Here is a 15224-nt window from a genome sequence, read left to right as displayed (position 1 = left end):
GTGCTGCCTTCGCCCTGACATGCGAATACGCCAACGACGGGTTCTGCCGCCTTGATCTGAGACAGATCGACACGTCCGCTGACGTCTATTTGCTTCTTCTTGCGCTGCGCGTCAATTCAAATATTGAGCCGATGGATCAAATATTGCTTTGACCTTCTGCTCTGTCAAGCTATTCATGCATGGGGTAAGGATCATCAGGTCTGGTTTGCGAGGTGACATGGCGGAAGGCCCATCAACAGTACATAAGGCGCTGTCCCTGCTGGAGTTTTTTGATGAAAGACGCCACCGTATCGGCCTGAGTGAGCTTTCGAAATTGTCCGGTTACAACAAGGCGACGACGATGCGGTTTTTAGCCGCGCTGGAATCCAAGGGCTTTGTCGAACAGGACGAGGAAACACGTTTGTTCAATCTGGGCCCCGCGTTTCTGCGGTTTTCCCAATTGCGCGAGGCCAGTTTTCCGCTTGTCGATGCGGTAAAGATCGTGTTGCGGGATCTGAATGCGATCACGGGCGAAACGGCGCATGCGTCGCGCATCGCGGGCCAAACGCTGGCCAATATTGCCACGATCGAAAGCAAAAGCATGAACCGGGTTATCATTGGATCAGGCGAGTCGCTGCCGTTGCACGCGACGGCCTCGGGGCTGGCCTATCTGGCTTTCGCGGCCCCTGCCTTTGTCGAGCCGTTTATTGAAGGGGGCGCCTTGCAGTCGCATACCACGCAAACCCAAACCGATGCGGCTGTAATCCGGCAGCAACTGGATCAGATCCGTCAGACAGGCCTTTCGATTTCAAGCGGCACGTTCGAGGAAGGTGTAATCGGGATAGCGGCCCCGTATTTTGGCCCCAGCAACAAGGTGTGCGGGGCCGTGGCCGTGGCTCTGCCCGCCGTTCGGGCGACCGAAGCGCATCAGAGAATCATCGAGGAAAATGTCAGGAAGGCCGCCAAGCGCCTGACATTGTTGCGCGGCGGCCGGTATCCCGAAGCGATAGACAACGAAGCGGTATCCGACAACGGGTAGGCGGGCGCGTGGTCCGAAGGTTTGGCGAGGGCACAAAAAAATGCACCTCCTTTGATGGGAGGCGCATTGTCAAAAGACTACATCGAAAAGAGATGACGTTCAGCCGTTCGCGGCGATCAGTTCGGACTGTGCGACGATGACTTCGGCCTGTTTGATTGAGGCGATGTCGACCAGGCGGCCCTTGTAGACCGTTGCACCTTCGCCATTGGCTTTGGCCTGTTCCATCGCCGCCAGAATCTCACGCGCTTCGGACACAGCTTCGTCTGACGGGGTGAACACCTGATTGGCCAGAGCGATCTGCTTGGGGTGGATTGCCCATTTGCCGACCATGCCCAAAGTGGCCGAACGTTTCGCCTGCGCGATATAGCCTTCATCATCCGAAAAATCGCCGAACGGCCCGTCCACCGGCAAGATCCCATGGGTTCGGCAGGCGGCGACGATGGCGGCTTGTGCCCAGTGCCACGGGTCGGACCAGTGCTTTTCGCCCTCGCGCAGCATGTAGTAGTTTTCCTGCGTTCCGCCGATGCCGGTTGTCTGCATGCCCATCGAGGCTGCAAAATCAGCGGCACCAAGACTCATCGCCTGCAAACGGGGAGAGGACGCGGCAATGGCCTCGACATGCGCGATACCGGCAGCGGATTCGATGATGACTTCGAAACTGATCGGCTTGGTGCGCGCTTTGGCCCGTTCGATGGCGGTGACAAGGGCATCCACGGCATAGACGTCCTCGGCGCAGCCCACTTTGGGGATCATGATCTGATCCAGGCGGTCACCGGCCTGTTCCAGCACGTCCACGACATCACGATACCAATAGGGTGTATCCAGCCCGTTGATCCGCACGGACATGTATTTGGAGCCCCATTCGACGGTGTTCAGCGCCTCGATCACGTTGGCACGGGCTGCATCCTTGTCGGACGGGGCAACCGAGTCCTCAAGATCCAGATTGATGACATCCGCAGACGAAGCGGCCATTTTCGGGAACAGCTTGGTGTTCGATCCCGGCCCGAACAATTGGCAGCGGTTCGGGCGTGCAGGGGCGGCGGGTTGGATGCGAAAGCTCATCGGGACCTCGTGCGAGAAAGGAAATTGCGGTATTCTTGCTCAATGAGGTATTAAATTGCGCGGTCAGGCGCAAGCGCCTTTGTGCAGCTGCGGCAATGCTGTTGCAGCATTCGCCGAAAATCGGTGCGTCGACGGTGACTAAAGTTTAATCAGTTTGAAAACTTGCAAGATTGTCCCGAAATTCTGCGGGTTAATGCAAGATAATCCTATTGCGTGGGGTGCGTCCGGGCGAAAATGCGAAACGCTCGTTTGCTGCGTTCTTTAGCCTGCGCCGGAATCAAAGGAGTGCATGGCGATGATCGAAACACCGTATCTGCTGTTTTTGGGCGATGCGCCCGACCAATTGGCGGCCAAAGTGGCTGTTGGCATCAAGGACTGGCGACCGGAGAATGCCGTGGGCCAGTATCGGATGGAAGGCTGCAAGGCCGATCTGGGTCTGACCGACATGTCTTTGGTCGAAGCGCGTGAGGCTGGTGCCAAGACACTTGTGATCGGGGTCGCAAACCGTGGCGGTGTGATCAGCCAGGAATGGAAAAAAGTTCTGGTCATGGCGTTGGAGGAAGGGTTTGACCTGGCTTCGGGTCTGCACAACCTGTTGCGGGATGAGCCCGATCTGGTTGCCGTGGCAGAAGCCACCGGGCGCACGCTGCATGATGTCCGGGTGCCCGAGGTGGACTACCCGATTGCCAACGGCATCAAGCGCAAGGGCAAGCGCTGCTTGGCCGTGGGGACGGATTGTTCGGTGGGCAAAATGTACACGGCGATGGCGATGGATGCTGAAATGCGCAAGCGCGGCATGAAATCCACCTTCCGCGCAACCGGTCAGACAGGGATCCTCATCACTGGTGACGGTGTGCCGCTGGACGCCGTCATTGCGGATTTCATGGCGGGCTCTGTCGAATGGCTGACACCTGACAATGACGAGGATCACTGGGACCTGATCGAAGGGCAGGGATCCCTGTTCCACGTGTCCTATTCGGGTGTGACCATGGCCTTGATCCACGGCGGCCAGCCTGACGCGCTGATCCTGAGCCATGAACCGACGCGCGAGCATATGCGCGGCTTGCCGACTTACCAGCTGCCGAGTCTGGAAGACCTGCGCGACACGGCGCTGGCACTTGCGAAAGTGGCGAACCCGGACTGTCAGGTTGTAGGCGTATCGGTCAACACTCAGCACATGTCCGAGGAAGATGCGACCGCTTATCTGGCCAGAATCGAAGCCGACATGGGCCTGCCGGCAACGGACCCGTTCCGATTTGGGTCGGGCAAGCTGGTGGACGCGCTGGCTGCGTTGTGATCTGAACGTTTCGCCGGCGGCAGGCGCTGTTCTGCCTCCGGCGGGAGTATTTGGAAAAAGATGAAGGAGCGTGTTCGTGCAGATTGAAGTTTCTCGCGATGTGTTTCGGCTGGCGCAGGTCTTCACCATCTCGCGCGGGTCGCGAACCGAGGCGAGGGTGCTGACCGTTCGGATTTCGGACGGGACGCATCAGGGGTGGGGCGAATGCGTGCCATACGCCCGGTATGGCGAAACGCTGGATTCGGTTGAGGCCGAGATCGCGGGTTTGCCTGCGAATATATCCCGGGAGGCGCTGACTGGTTTGCTGCCCGCTGGTGCCGCGCGGAATGCGGTTGATTGCGCGCTTTGGGACCTGGAGGCAAAACGCGCGGGCAAGCGTGTGTGGGAAATGGCCGGTTTGCCGATTCCGGGACCTGAAATCACGGCATACACGCTGTCGCTGGATACGCCTGAGGCGATGCAAAAGCAGGCGGCCGAAAACGCGAACCGGCCGCTGTTGAAGATCAAGCTGGGAACTCCGGACGACATGCCGCGGCTTGAAGCCGTTCGCGCTGGCGCGCCTGACGCAAAAATCATCGTGGACGCCAATGAAGGGTGGTCCGCTGAGGTATATGCTGATCTTGCCCCGCATCTGGTGCGTCTGGGTGTGGCGCTGGTCGAACAGCCGTTGCCTGCAAGTGATGATGAGGCACTGATCGGGATGGACCGCCCGGTACCTGTGTGTGCTGATGAATCCTGTCATGACCGGGCCAGCCTGCCTGCGCTGAAGGGCAAATATGACGTGGTCAACATCAAGCTCGACAAAACCGGAGGTCTGACAGAGGCGCTGGCGTTGCGCGAACACGCACTGGCCGAAGGTTATCGCGTGATGGTTGGCTGCATGGTCGGCAGTTCGCTGGCGATGGCGCCTGCGACATTGCTGGCGCAGGGAGCGATGGTAACGGACCTTGACGGTCCGCTTCTGTTGGCCGAAGACCGCGACAACCCGCTGATTTTTGATGACGCCGGAGTGCACCCGCCTGTGGCGGCACTTTGGGGCTGAGGAGACATACATGACCCGCACCGTTTACGTGAATGGCGAGTACCTGCCCGAGACCGAGGCCAAGGTATCCATTTTTGACCGAGGCTTTCTGTTTGCAGACGCCGTTTACGAAGTCACCAGCGTTCTGGACGGCAAGCTGATTGATTTCGAAGGTCATGCCGTGCGCCTCAAACGTTCGTTGGACGAGTTGGAGATGGCCGAGCCCTGCACCAAGGAAGAACTTCTTGAGATCCACCGAAAGCTGGTGGAGCTGAATGGCATTGATGAGGGTCTGATTTACCTTCAGGTGAGCCGCGGATCGGACGGCGACCGGGACTTTGTGTTCCCCTCTGCGGATACCAAACCCAGCCTTGTTCTGTTCACTCAGAACAAGCCGGGTCTGGCCGACAGCCCGGCCGCCAAAAAGGGTGCAAAGATCATTTCGATCGAGGATATCCGCTGGGGCCGCCGCGACATCAAGACCGTGCAGTTGCTGTATCCGTCGATGGGCAAGATGATGGCCAAGAAAGCGGGCTGTGACGATGCGTGGCTGGTCGAGGACGGCTATGTGACCGAAGGCACCAGCAACAACGCCTATTTCGTCAGGAACGGCAAGATCGTCACCCGTCCGCTGTCCAACGACATTCTGCACGGCATTACCCGCAAGGCCGTGCTGCGCATGGCGGCAGAAGCGCAGATGGAAATCGAAGAGCGGCTGTTCACCATCGACGAAGCCAAAGAGGCGGATGAGGCTTTCACCACTTCGGCCAGTGCATTTGTCATGCCCGTCGTCGAGATTGACGGTGTGGCGCTTGGCGACGGAACGCCGGGTCCGATTGCCAATCGTTTGCGCGAGATCTATCTGGACGAAAGCCGCAAGGCCGCAATCTAAAGAAAAGGCCCGCTTCATTGGCGGGCCTTTTTTTCAGGCGTCAGCCTTTCTTGGTGACATTCTCTTCGAAGGCGACCTTGAAGGCGGCTTGCTTCTCGGGGCTGGCTTCGGTCTGGAAGTTGGCTTTCCACTCATCCATGGTCATGCCGTAAAAAACTTCGCGGGCTTCTTCCTTGCCCATCTCGATGCCCTTTTCATTGGCCGCTTCCTGATACCAACGCGACAGGCAGTTGCGGCAGAATCCGGCAAGGTTCATCATGTCGATGTTCTGCACATCGGTGCGGTCTTCCATCAGATGCTTCTGCAACCGGCGGAAGGCCGCGGCCTGAAGTTCGATTTCGGTTTGCTTGTCCATTAGATGGCTCCGAGTTATTGTCTTATGTTCTGAGCCTGACCTAACAATCCGGCGGCTCTGTTACAACAAACAGGAAGGGCCTAACGGACCCCTCCCAGCCTTTGAAATCGAATTCATGCCAGTTTCAGTGCCAGCCAAGGCATCAGGCAGAATACGATTGTCAGGATCTTGTAGTTGGCGAGATACCTGAAATATGCCCTTTTCACGTCGGCGCGTTCCATCTGGAACATCCGGCCGTGGATCCCCGCGATCCAGTCCTGAAGGACTATGATCATCAATGTGGTAAAGCCCAAAAGGGCGATGTTCAGGACCGTCATCCAGCCGAAGACGGTCGTCAGGATTTCCTGAGTCATGGTCGTCTCCTTTCCCAAAGTATATGGGGTTCGCGGGGTATGCTCACAATAACGTGAGGCCGGGAAACGGCCCGAGGTGACCCGACGTCACAGGTCGCTGTCTTCCAAGGCGCTTTGCAAGATCGGGGCCAGACGTTCGGCCCATTCACGCTGTCCGACATGGTCTGCGATCAGGTCATTGCGCAGTTCGATCAGCGCGTTCGGGCGACCGAATCTGGTGCAGTGCTTATCGATCGCATCGCCGGGAAGAACCCCGGTATAGGGTTCGTTAACGCCAACACACAAATCGCCCTCTGCCTCGAGCCGGTTGATCAGCGGACGTGAGAAACGTTCATCCGGCGTGTGCAGGATTCCGATATGCCAGGGGCGCGGGTCGCGGCCCCGCAACTGACGGGTAAACGAATGCATCGACACGATCACCGCGTGCGGCAGGGCCGCCAACTGCGCCAGCGCCTCGTGATAGGGGCGGTAGCACATGTTCAGGCGACGTTCCTTTTCGGCCGCGTCCGCGTGGCGGTTGCCGGGGATGATCGAACCGTCATAGAGCTTCATCAGAAGTGTCGGGTCGTCCTCGCCGCGGTTCGGGTCGATCACCAGACGCGAGAAATTGGCGGCGATCACCGGAGCGTTGAGAATTTCGCCCAGATGTTTCGACACCTCGTAGGCGCCCACGTCATAGGCGATGTGACGCTCCATATCCTCGCGCGGCAGGCCGAGGTCTCCGCCGTTGATTTCGGGCGGTACGGTGTTGGTTGCATGGTCGCAGGTGATCAGCCAGCGGGACGGGCGATCCTCGCCGTGAATGAAAAACGGAGTGTACGTCATGAGCCTGTCATCAAGTTTGTCGCAGGTGTAGGGCAGTTGCTTCGGAAAGGGAATTGCGCAATAAGCACATCCAAGCACTGTTTGCGGTAACATTGAGTCATCGAGGAGAGCAAGACCGATGCGACGCCTGAGAAATGTGAAAATCGTGGCGACGCTGGGGCCGGCGTCCAACGACTATGACACCATTCGCGCCCTGCACGAAGCCGGAGCGGATGTCTTCCGCCTGAACATGAGCCACGGCAGCCATGATGAAATCCGCGAACGGCACCGGATCATCCGGCAGGTGGAAAAGGACCTGGAAAGCCCGATCGCGATTCTGGCCGATCTTCAGGGCCCGAAGCTGCGGGTCGGTGTGTTCGGCAATGGCGAAGAGGAATTGCAGGAAGGGGCCGCGTTCCGGTTGGACCTGGATCCGGCGCCTGGTGACGCTGAGCGTGTCTGCCTGCCGCATCCCGAGATTTTCGCCGCACTGGAACCGGGTGCGCGCCTGTTGGTCAACGATGGCAAAATTCGCCTGATCGTTGCCGATTGCGGTCAGGATTTCGCCAATTGCACGGTCGAGGTCGGCGGTACGATCTCGAACCGCAAGGGGGTGAACGTGCCGGACGTGGTGCTTCCACTGGCGGCCCTTTCGGCCAAGGACCGTGACGATCTGGAATTTGTCTGCCAACTGGGCGTGGACTGGCTGGCGCTCAGCTTCGTGCAGCGGGCACGGGACGTTTATGAGGCCCGCACGCTGGCCGATGGCCGGGCCGCGATCCTGTCCAAGATCGAAAAGCCCGCCGCCGTCGAGGCGTTCGAGGACATTCTTGATGCGTCTGATGGGATCATGGTCGCACGCGGCGATCTGGGCGTTGAATTGCCGGTGTCGGCTGTGCCACCGATCCAGAAACGCTTGGTGCGCAGATGCCGGGCCGCGGCCAAGCCGGTGATTGTGGCCACGCAGATGCTGGAAAGCATGATCGAAAGCCCGATGCCGACGCGCGCCGAAGTTTCAGACGTGGCCACGGCGATCTATGAGGGTACCGATGCCATCATGCTCAGCGCGGAATCCGCTGCCGGTGATTACCCTGTCGAGGCGGTTCAGACCATGAACAAGGTTGCCATCGAGGTCGAGGCCGACCCGACCTACACGCAGATCATCGCGGCCTCGCGTTCGGCCAAGGGGACGACGATCGCCGACGGTATCGTCGCCGCCGCCCGCGAGATTGCTGAAAAGACGGATATCAAGGCCATCTGCTGCTTTACCCAAAGCGGCACAACAGCCTTGCTGACCGCTCGTGAGCGCCCCGGTGTTCCGATCATCGCCATGACGCCGGCCCGAGGCACCGCACGGCGCCTGTGCCTGAGCTGGGGCTGCCATTGTGTCATGACGCCCGAGCTTGAGCGGTTCAAAGGTGCTGTGGTCAACGCGGCCCGTGCTGCCCGCGCCGGTGGATTTGCGTCCGAGTCCGATCAGATCGTGGTTACCGCAGGGGTGCCGTTCAACGTGCCGGGCACCACCAATATTCTGCGCATTGCCCCTTGTGACGAACGGTTGATCTACAACACCGACCCCGGTTGAAGAGATAACGGTGCCCCGCCATGTCGCAGGGGTGCCTGAGCAGGGGTGGAAAAGCCAAGATTTTGCTCGAAACCCCCTTGCCAGTATGGCCGAACTTGCGTAAACGGCGCTTCTGATCGCGTGACCGGCCGAGATGGCATGCCGAGTCGCGTTTGAAACCGAACCCGGAAAAGGAGACGGAAATGCCTAAGATGAAGACAAAAGCGAGCGCCAAGAAGCGCTTCAAGGTGACTGCGACCGGTAAGGTCCTTGCTGGCCAGGCCGGCAAACGGCACGGCATGATCAAGCGGACCAAGAAATTCATCCGCGACGCCCGTGGCAACACCACCCTGTCCGCCCCCGACGCCAAGATCGTCAAGGGCTACATGCCCTACGACCGCTAAGAGGAGATTAAGAGATGTCCCGCGTTAAAGGTGGAACCGTAACTCACGCCCGTCACAAGAAGGTCATCAAGGCCGCCAAAGGTTACTATGGCCGCCGCAAGAGCACCTTCAAGGTTGCCCGTCAGGCCGTCGACAAGGCCAACCAGTACGCAACCCGCGACCGCAAGAACCGCAAGCGCAACTTCCGCGCGTTGTGGATCCAGCGTATCAACGCTGCTGTCCGTTCGCATGACGAGGCACTGACATATTCCCGCTTCATCAACGGCCTGAACCTGGCCGGTATCGAAGTGGACCGCAAAGTTCTGGCCGACCTGGCCGTGCACGAACCGGAAGCGTTCGGCGCGATCGTCGCCAAAGCTCAGGCTGCTCTGACTGCCTGATCCTCTGAAAAGAGACAGTGAAAGAGAGGGTCGCTCCGGATGAAGCGGCCCTCTTATTTTTATAGGTGGTGCGCGATCCTTTATTCAGTCACCCGGATAGGGGAAGTCACGGCCAAGCGCCTCACTGGCTTGTTCGTAGATTGGCCGTAATGCATCCTCTACATCCCATTTTCCACTTTCGATGAAATCCGAGAAACCAACTGACTCTACAGGAATACCTTGGTTTTTGGCGAAAGTTTCACGGTCATTCTCACCTGGTGGAATTGGCGGTTCGGAAAGAGGTGGCGACCAAGTGTGTTCTTCGGTAACAGCCATGCGCACCTGGATATCGTCTTTGGTGATGTTCCATACCATGAAGTCTTCCGCCAGACTTAGCGGCCCTTCATAAGTCGTGCGAATGCGCTCTTCGACTCCTCCTACGGTGTCGAAATCATTGAAAAAATGGTAGGCCACGGCAATCCGTGGCTTTATTTCGGACATGACCTTACCGAATGCTTCCGGAGCCGTGTGTATTTGCGTCCCGACTTGCAGCGCAGACTCGGGTGTAAACCCTAGCTTACCAACAATGTCGGGGACAGCAATGAAGCATTCATGGATGGCGATATCGGCGTCCTTGGCGTATTCTATGAACCACTTATTTGGGTAAGTGTCAGAGCTGTAGACAAACTTCAGCCCGTTCCATTCCAAGGAGAAACTGACAGCCCCGTCAATCCCGTGAATGGCCGGAAATGTTCGGACCACGACACCGTGCTCGTCGTAGATCACTTCGTTTTCGGCTTTGTAGTCAAACTCGGTAACGTCCATCTGATAACCACGAGGGTCCGTTGCCCCGACACGAGCGCTCAGGTCCCAAAGCAGCATGTCTTTCATACTGTCCGTTGCCGCTTTGGTGCCAAGCTCGGGAACCGATCCGCTTGGCCCCCAGACGCGGAGGGGTTTGTTTCGCCCCATCAACGCACCCCCGATAAAGAGCTCGTGCAATGCCCCGAAATGGTCAGTGTGCAGATGCCCTATGAATACCTTGTCGAGGTAACTGTATGGAATCTGCAACGAGGAAATCCGCTCTGAAGAACCCGAACCAATATCGAAAAAGAACTTTTCACCGTTCCCGAGTTCGACAAGGAAGCAAGCGGCTGCCTGAGCCGCCCGCGTTGTTGGCATGCCCGTTCCGCAGGCGACGACGCGCATTTCATCAGATGCTAAATCTTCCGTGTTTGGATAATAGGTGTCACGGGAGCGATCGCGAACCAGAGTTGGAGAAATCTCTGTTTCCGCTTCCTGCGCGGACGCCATATTGGGGCTAATGGCATCAAGCAGTGCAGCTTGTGGAGCACCGTCATTGCGCTCCATCCATATTCCAACGGCCACACCAAAACCCAGCAAAAACACGACGGTTGTAGTTTTCACCAAACCCTTCATCAAATGCTCCTCCTATTTACTGGCCAAAGAAAAACTGTGGGTCCCTGCTCCAGTTCCGGCAGAAATATATTCACATTCGAATATAGCACATTTCGGATGATATCGCGAAGCATCGCCAGTTGTGTTGCCAGTAGGCGAGTTGCTCAGACAGTAAACTGCTGATTCTAAGACAAAAAAACCGGCGCCACCAAGCGCCGGTTTCCAATTTTCTTCGTGGGTTGTTGGGTAGGCTCAGCAGCCGTTACCCGAACACACGCCCCAGCGCGCCGTCGACGGCGTCGGTGATCTGATCAATGTCGTCTGCCGTTGCAATCAGCGCAGGCGAGAAGCACAGCGTGTTGTTGCGGCTGGGGATCGAGCGGTTGGTGGCCCCGATGATCACACCTTGTGCCATACAGTCGGCCACGACCGCCTGAACGCGTTTCTCGTCCATCGGGTCCTTGGTGGCGCGGTCGGTTACCAGTTCGGCACCCAGGAACAGGCCCTTGCCGCGCACGTCACCGATCACCTTGTGCTTTTCCATCAGCGCCTGCAGGTTGCCCATCATGCGGTTGCCCATGTCGGTGCAGTTGCCCAGCAGGTTTTCATCCTCGATGATGCGCATGTTCTCGATCGCGGCCGCCGGACCTGCGGTGCAGCCGCCAAAGGTCGAGATGTCGCGGAAGTAGTTCAGCGGATCGGATGCGTCGTCCTTGAACAGGTCAAAGACTTCCTCGGTGGTGACCATCACGGCAATCGCCGCATAGCCCGAGGCAACGCCTTTGGCCATGGTCACGAAGTCCGGCTTGATTCCGTATTGCTGATAGCCGAACCATGTGCCGGTCCGGCCGACGCCGCAGACGACTTCGTCGATATGCAGCAGCACGTCGTACTTCTTGCAGATCTCCTGCACCCGCTGCCAGTAGCCTTCCGGCGCTTCGATCACGCCACCACCGGCGGTCACGGGCTCAAGGCACAGCGCGCCAACGGTGTCGGGACCTTCGCGCAGGATCACTTCTTCGATCTGGTTTGCGGCCCATTCACCGAAGTTTTCCTCGGGCGCGCCGTCCAACTCGTGCTTGCGGTATTCCATGCAGTGCGGAACGCGTACGAAATCAGGCGCAAACGGACCATACTGCGCGGTGCGCTCGTCCTGACCGCCTGCCGACATGGTCGCCAGCGTCGAGCCGTGATAGTCGCGGTCGCGATACAGGATCTTGGTCTTCTTGCCGCCATAGCGCTTATGCGCGATCTGCCGGACCATCTTGAACGCTTTCTCGTTCGCTTCCGAGCCCGAGTTGGTGTAGTAGACGCGGCTCATCCCCGGCATCTTTTCGATCAGGTTTTCAGCAAAGATCGAACCGGGAATCGAACCTGCGGTATTGGCGAAATAGCACAGCTTCATCAGCTGGTCGTACACCGCCTTGCAGATCGATTCGCGGCCATAGCCTACGTTGACCGTCCAGACCCCGCCGGATACGGCATCCAGATGCTCTTTGCCTTTCTGGTCCCAGACGCGCATGCCCTTGCCTTCGACAATGATGCGCGGGTCACTGGTTTCAAAAGGTTTATGCTGCAGCAGATGGTGCCAGATATGGGCGCGGTCGGCTTCGACTACGCGCGAAAGATCGTTTTCGTTGAACGTGCCGTCCATGACATGTCCTTTCCAAAATGCAGTGCCCGGCGGCGAAATCAGCCCTGTCCCGGGAAGTGTTTCCGATGGCCCAGATCACCTTGAAAGGTGCTTTGTAGATAGGGCCAGATCGCATCATCCCGTATCTCCAGAGCATACGCCAGAGTATTTTTACGGATTTGCACAGCCCTGTCTTTGTGGTGAAGTCTACCGGCACGAATTGGGAGGACCAGCGGATGTCAGGCACCAACATCTACACCCGCCATCTGGATAAAAGCGGCGCGAACTACACACCGTTGTCTCCGCTCAGCTTTATCGAAAGGACGGCTCAGGTTTATCCGGATTATCCGTCCGTGGTTTACGGTGATCGCAGGTATACGTGGGAGGAAACCTACTCGCGTTGCCGCCAGCTTGCCGGGGCGCTTGCGGCGCACGGAATCGGGCAGGGGGATACGGTGTCGATCATTGCGGCCAATCTGCCTGAAATGTACGAGGCGCATTTTGGCGTGCCAATGGCAGGGGCAGTGCTGAACGCGATCAACACCCGGCTGGATGCTCCGATCGTTGCGTTCATCCTGAACCATGCCGAAGCCAAGGTTCTGCTGGTGGATCCCGAGTTTTCGGGCGTGGTCAACGAGGCGTTGAAACAGGTCGATCACGAGGTTCTGGTCATCGACATTGAAGACCCAAGTTTTGCCGGTGGCGAAAAGATCGGATCAGTGACCTATGATGATTTTCTGGCCACAGGTGACCCGCATTACAATTGGTCGTTGCCGGCAGATGAATGGGACGCCATCACGCTGAACTATACCTCCGGTACGACCGGAAACCCGAAGGGCGTCGTCTACCACCACAGGGGTGCCGCCCTGAACGCGCAATCGGATATTCTGGACTGGGACATGCCGAAACACTCGGTGTATCTGTGGACCCTGCCGATGTTTCACTGCAACGGGTGGTGTTTCCCTTGGGCCATGGCGGCCAATGCCGGGGTTTCGGTCTGCCTGCGTGCAGTGCGGGATGAGCCGATCTATGCCGCGTTCCGAGAGGAGAAAGTAACCCATTTCTGCGGTGCCCCCATTGTTCTGAACATGCTGGCCAATGCCCCGGACCACCTCAAGGTTTTTGATCATCCCATCAAGGTGATGACTGCCGGTGCGCCGCCGCCAGCCGCCGTCATCGAAAAGATGGAGGCCATGGGCGTTGAAGTGACCCATGTTTACGGGCTGACCGAGACATATGGCCCTTCGGTTGTCTGTGCGTGGAAAGAGAAATGGAACGAGCGGGGCGCGGATGAACGCGCCGCGTTGAAGGTGCGGCAGGGTGTGAAATACACGGCGCTGTCCGGCCTGATGGTCGCGGATCCGGAAACACTGGAACCTGTTCCGGCCGATGGCGAAACCATGGGTGAGATTTTTATGCAGGGCAACGTCGTGATGAAAGGGTACCTGAAAAACCCGGATGCCACGGACAAGGCGTTCCGGGGTGGTTGGTTCGCTTCGGGCGATCTTGGGGTGATGCATCCCGACGGCTATGTCGCGTTGAAAGACCGATCCAAGGACATCATCATTTCGGGAGGCGAAAACATCTCATCCGTCGAGGTTGAGGGGATCCTTTACAAGCATCCCGCCGTGATGGAGGCGGCAGTGGTCGCGCGCCCGGATGACAAGTGGGGCGAAACACCCTGTGCATTTGTCGAGCTGAAGCCGGGCAGGGAAGCAACTGAGGCTGAAATTATCACCTTCTGCCGGGACAACATGGCCCATTTCAAAGCGCCCAAAACGGTAGTTTTCGGCGCATTGCCCAAGACTTCGACCGGCAAGATCCAGAAATTCAAGCTGCGTGATCAGGCGCGAGGGCTTTCTTAGGTCCTGGCGTCATCGAATATTGACAGATCGAGAGGCAGCATCTCTCCCATCCAGATCGCGCGGTCACGGTGATCGCTCAGATGTTCGCCGGTCTCGGGGTGGGTGAACACGGTCAAACCCCTGCGGTTTATCATAAGCCAGGGAATGACCTGGTCGAATGCCTCCGGCCCAAAGCCCAACTGGCAACTCCACCGGGGGTGGGGGCCGACATTGCGCGCATGCATTCGGCCCACCTGAACGGGAAACAGGCGCGCGGCTTCTTCACAGACAAGCCGGGCGGTTTCCTGTGTATCCGCGTCAAAATAGACATGGGCGTGATAGCCGGTAATTTCAGTCATATAGGACCTCGATCATCATTCACTGGCCAAAGTGTACCGGCTGCACGGCTTCCTAGCCATCCTTGCCAAACACACAGAGACTGTGCGCTGAATCAGGTTGGGGCGTGCGCGTCAGGATGTGCCGCTGCAAAGGCCGGGTGTTTGGTGCACGCGGCCTCAACTTGCAGGATTCGGGGCATTCCGCTCAGGTCGACCTGCCAGCGGCGCGCATTGTACATCTGCGGCATCAGACACAGATCGGCCAGACTGGGCGCGTCTCCGGTGCAATACGGGGTTTGATCGAACCCGCCCAGCAGGTCTTCAAACGCCAGCAGACCGGGGCGAATGAAGTGACGCATCCAGTCCCCGGGCATGTCACCGGCCCCGCCGCTCAGCGTGGTGGCATGGCGCGCGACGGAAAGATTGCAGACGGGATGCAGGTCAACGGCAATGGAATGCGCCAGAGCCTGAACTTTGGCACGTTTGCCTGCGTCAGCTGGCAGCAGCCCCAGATTTCGCGTTTGATCGAGATACTCAAGGATTGCCAGAGACTGGGTCAGCCGCAGGCCGTCAATCTCCAGAACAGGAACGAAACCCTGTGGATTCCGGGCCAGGTGGGCTTTGGATTTATGTTCGCCCGCAACCAGATCGACGACTTCCGACCGATAGGGGATGCCAGCCAGATTAAGGGCGATCCGAACCCGGTAGCTGGCCGATGACCGCCAGTAGTCATAAAGAACAACGTTACTCATCCTCGTCTCCGCTGCCAAATCACCCCTGCTCCTTTTTTGCCCATATGCTGAAATGGTTGAGGCCGTCCCTGACGGAGACCTGTGGGGACCAGTTCAGCAGGCGGCGTGC

16 protein-coding genes are annotated in these 15224 nt (G+C 58.2%); 8 read left to right on the top strand and 8 right to left on the bottom strand.

The window, feature by feature from the left end; genetic code table 11:
• Window positions 1-217 precede the first annotated feature (217 nt).
• Window positions 218-1018, top strand: coding sequence for an IclR family transcriptional regulator (locus ACR0J2_RS22370; protein WP_480813910.1), 801 nt, complete (start codon window positions 218-220; stop codon window positions 1016-1018).
• 99 nt (window positions 1019-1117) lie between these two features.
• Here ACR0J2_RS22370 and ACR0J2_RS22365 read toward each other — a convergent pair whose 3' ends face one another.
• Window positions 1118-2080 carry an L-malyl-CoA/beta-methylmalyl-CoA lyase gene (locus ACR0J2_RS22365; protein ID WP_170682121.1) on the bottom strand — a complete coding sequence of 321 codons (963 nt, stop codon included), beginning with the start codon at window positions 2078-2080 and terminating at the stop codon, window positions 1118-1120.
• Between the two features lie 295 nt (window positions 2081-2375).
• On the opposite strand from ACR0J2_RS22365, the gene dgcN reads away from it, so the two are divergent.
• The 3 genes from dgcN to ACR0J2_RS22350 all read left to right on the top strand — a co-directional run bounded on the left by dgcN (window position 2376) and on the right by ACR0J2_RS22350 (window position 5290).
• Window positions 2376-3377 (top strand): N-acetyltransferase DgcN, encoded by a 1002-nt coding sequence (dgcN, locus tag ACR0J2_RS22360; RefSeq protein ID WP_170616045.1) that lies wholly within the window; start codon window positions 2376-2378, stop codon window positions 3375-3377.
• 76 nt (window positions 3378-3453) lie between these two features.
• Complete coding sequence (gene dgcA, locus ACR0J2_RS22355) at window positions 3454-4419, top strand: N-acetyl-D-Glu racemase DgcA (protein ID WP_480523610.1); 966 nt, start codon at window positions 3454-3456, stop codon at window positions 4417-4419.
• A gap of 10 nt (window positions 4420-4429) precedes the next feature.
• Entirely contained in the window at window positions 4430-5290 is an 861-nt protein-coding gene (locus tag ACR0J2_RS22350) for a D-amino-acid transaminase (RefSeq protein ID WP_480813909.1), read from the top strand.
• Window positions 5291-5330: 40 nt separating this feature from the next.
• On the opposite strand, the gene ACR0J2_RS22345 is transcribed toward ACR0J2_RS22350, so the two are convergent.
• From ACR0J2_RS22345 to ACR0J2_RS22335, 3 genes are all read right to left on the bottom strand, one after another.
• The gene (locus ACR0J2_RS22345) at window positions 5331-5645 is read right to left on the bottom strand and encodes a DUF1244 domain-containing protein (protein ID WP_170682118.1); all 315 of its coding nucleotides are present in this window, start codon (window positions 5643-5645) and stop codon (window positions 5331-5333) included.
• A gap of 113 nt (window positions 5646-5758) precedes the next feature.
• The gene (locus tag ACR0J2_RS22340) at window positions 5759-5998 is read right to left on the bottom strand and encodes a DUF6868 family protein (RefSeq protein ID WP_170682117.1); all 240 of its coding nucleotides are present in this window, start codon (window positions 5996-5998) and stop codon (window positions 5759-5761) included.
• A gap of 87 nt (window positions 5999-6085) precedes the next feature.
• Window positions 6086-6823, bottom strand: a complete 738-nt coding sequence (locus ACR0J2_RS22335; RefSeq protein WP_480813908.1) for an N-formylglutamate amidohydrolase — start codon at window positions 6821-6823, stop codon at window positions 6086-6088.
• Between the two features lie 118 nt (window positions 6824-6941).
• On the opposite strand from ACR0J2_RS22335, the gene pyk reads away from it, so the two are divergent.
• From pyk to rplT, 3 genes are all read left to right on the top strand, one after another.
• Window positions 6942-8387 (top strand): pyruvate kinase, encoded by a 1446-nt coding sequence (pyk, locus tag ACR0J2_RS22330; RefSeq protein WP_170616057.1) that lies wholly within the window; start codon window positions 6942-6944, stop codon window positions 8385-8387.
• Window positions 8388-8569: 182 nt separating this feature from the next.
• Window positions 8570-8770, top strand: a complete 201-nt coding sequence (rpmI, locus tag ACR0J2_RS22325) for a 50S ribosomal protein L35 (protein ID WP_088632295.1) — start codon at window positions 8570-8572, stop codon at window positions 8768-8770.
• 14 nt (window positions 8771-8784) lie between these two features.
• Window positions 8785-9150, top strand: a complete 366-nt coding sequence (gene rplT / locus ACR0J2_RS22320; RefSeq protein WP_152457001.1) for a 50S ribosomal protein L20 — start codon at window positions 8785-8787, stop codon at window positions 9148-9150.
• Between the two features lie 84 nt (window positions 9151-9234).
• Here the strand turns inward: rplT and gntH are convergent, their stop codons facing one another.
• Together gntH and ACR0J2_RS22310 are read right to left on the bottom strand one after the other, a co-directional pair.
• Entirely contained in the window at window positions 9235-10569 is a 1335-nt protein-coding gene (gene gntH, locus ACR0J2_RS22315) for a guanitoxin biosynthesis MBL fold metallo-hydrolase GntH (protein ID WP_480813907.1), read from the bottom strand.
• A 241-nt stretch (window positions 10570-10810) separates the two neighbouring features.
• Window positions 10811-12202, bottom strand: coding sequence for an aminotransferase family protein (locus tag ACR0J2_RS22310; RefSeq protein ID WP_170616061.1), 1392 nt, complete (start codon window positions 12200-12202; stop codon window positions 10811-10813).
• A 215-nt stretch (window positions 12203-12417) separates the two neighbouring features.
• On the opposite strand from ACR0J2_RS22310, the gene ACR0J2_RS22305 reads away from it, so the two are divergent.
• Window positions 12418-14046, top strand: coding sequence for an acyl-CoA synthetase (locus ACR0J2_RS22305; protein WP_170616063.1), 1629 nt, complete (start codon window positions 12418-12420; stop codon window positions 14044-14046).
• On the opposite strand, the gene ACR0J2_RS22300 is transcribed toward ACR0J2_RS22305, so the two are convergent.
• Together ACR0J2_RS22300 and maiA are read right to left on the bottom strand one after the other, a co-directional pair.
• Window positions 14043-14384 (bottom strand): DOPA 4,5-dioxygenase family protein, encoded by a 342-nt coding sequence (locus tag ACR0J2_RS22300; protein ID WP_170682114.1) that lies wholly within the window; start codon window positions 14382-14384, stop codon window positions 14043-14045. The two genes, ACR0J2_RS22305 and ACR0J2_RS22300, sit on opposite strands and share 4 nt — an antisense overlap.
• A gap of 92 nt (window positions 14385-14476) precedes the next feature.
• The gene (gene maiA / locus ACR0J2_RS22295) at window positions 14477-15115 is read right to left on the bottom strand and encodes a maleylacetoacetate isomerase (RefSeq protein ID WP_480813906.1); all 639 of its coding nucleotides are present in this window, start codon (window positions 15113-15115) and stop codon (window positions 14477-14479) included.
• Window positions 15116-15224: the final 109 nt, after the last annotated feature.

This window comes from Ruegeria sp. CG4 (assembly GCF_056537185.1).
This window is presented reverse-complemented; position numbering and strand designations above follow the sequence as displayed.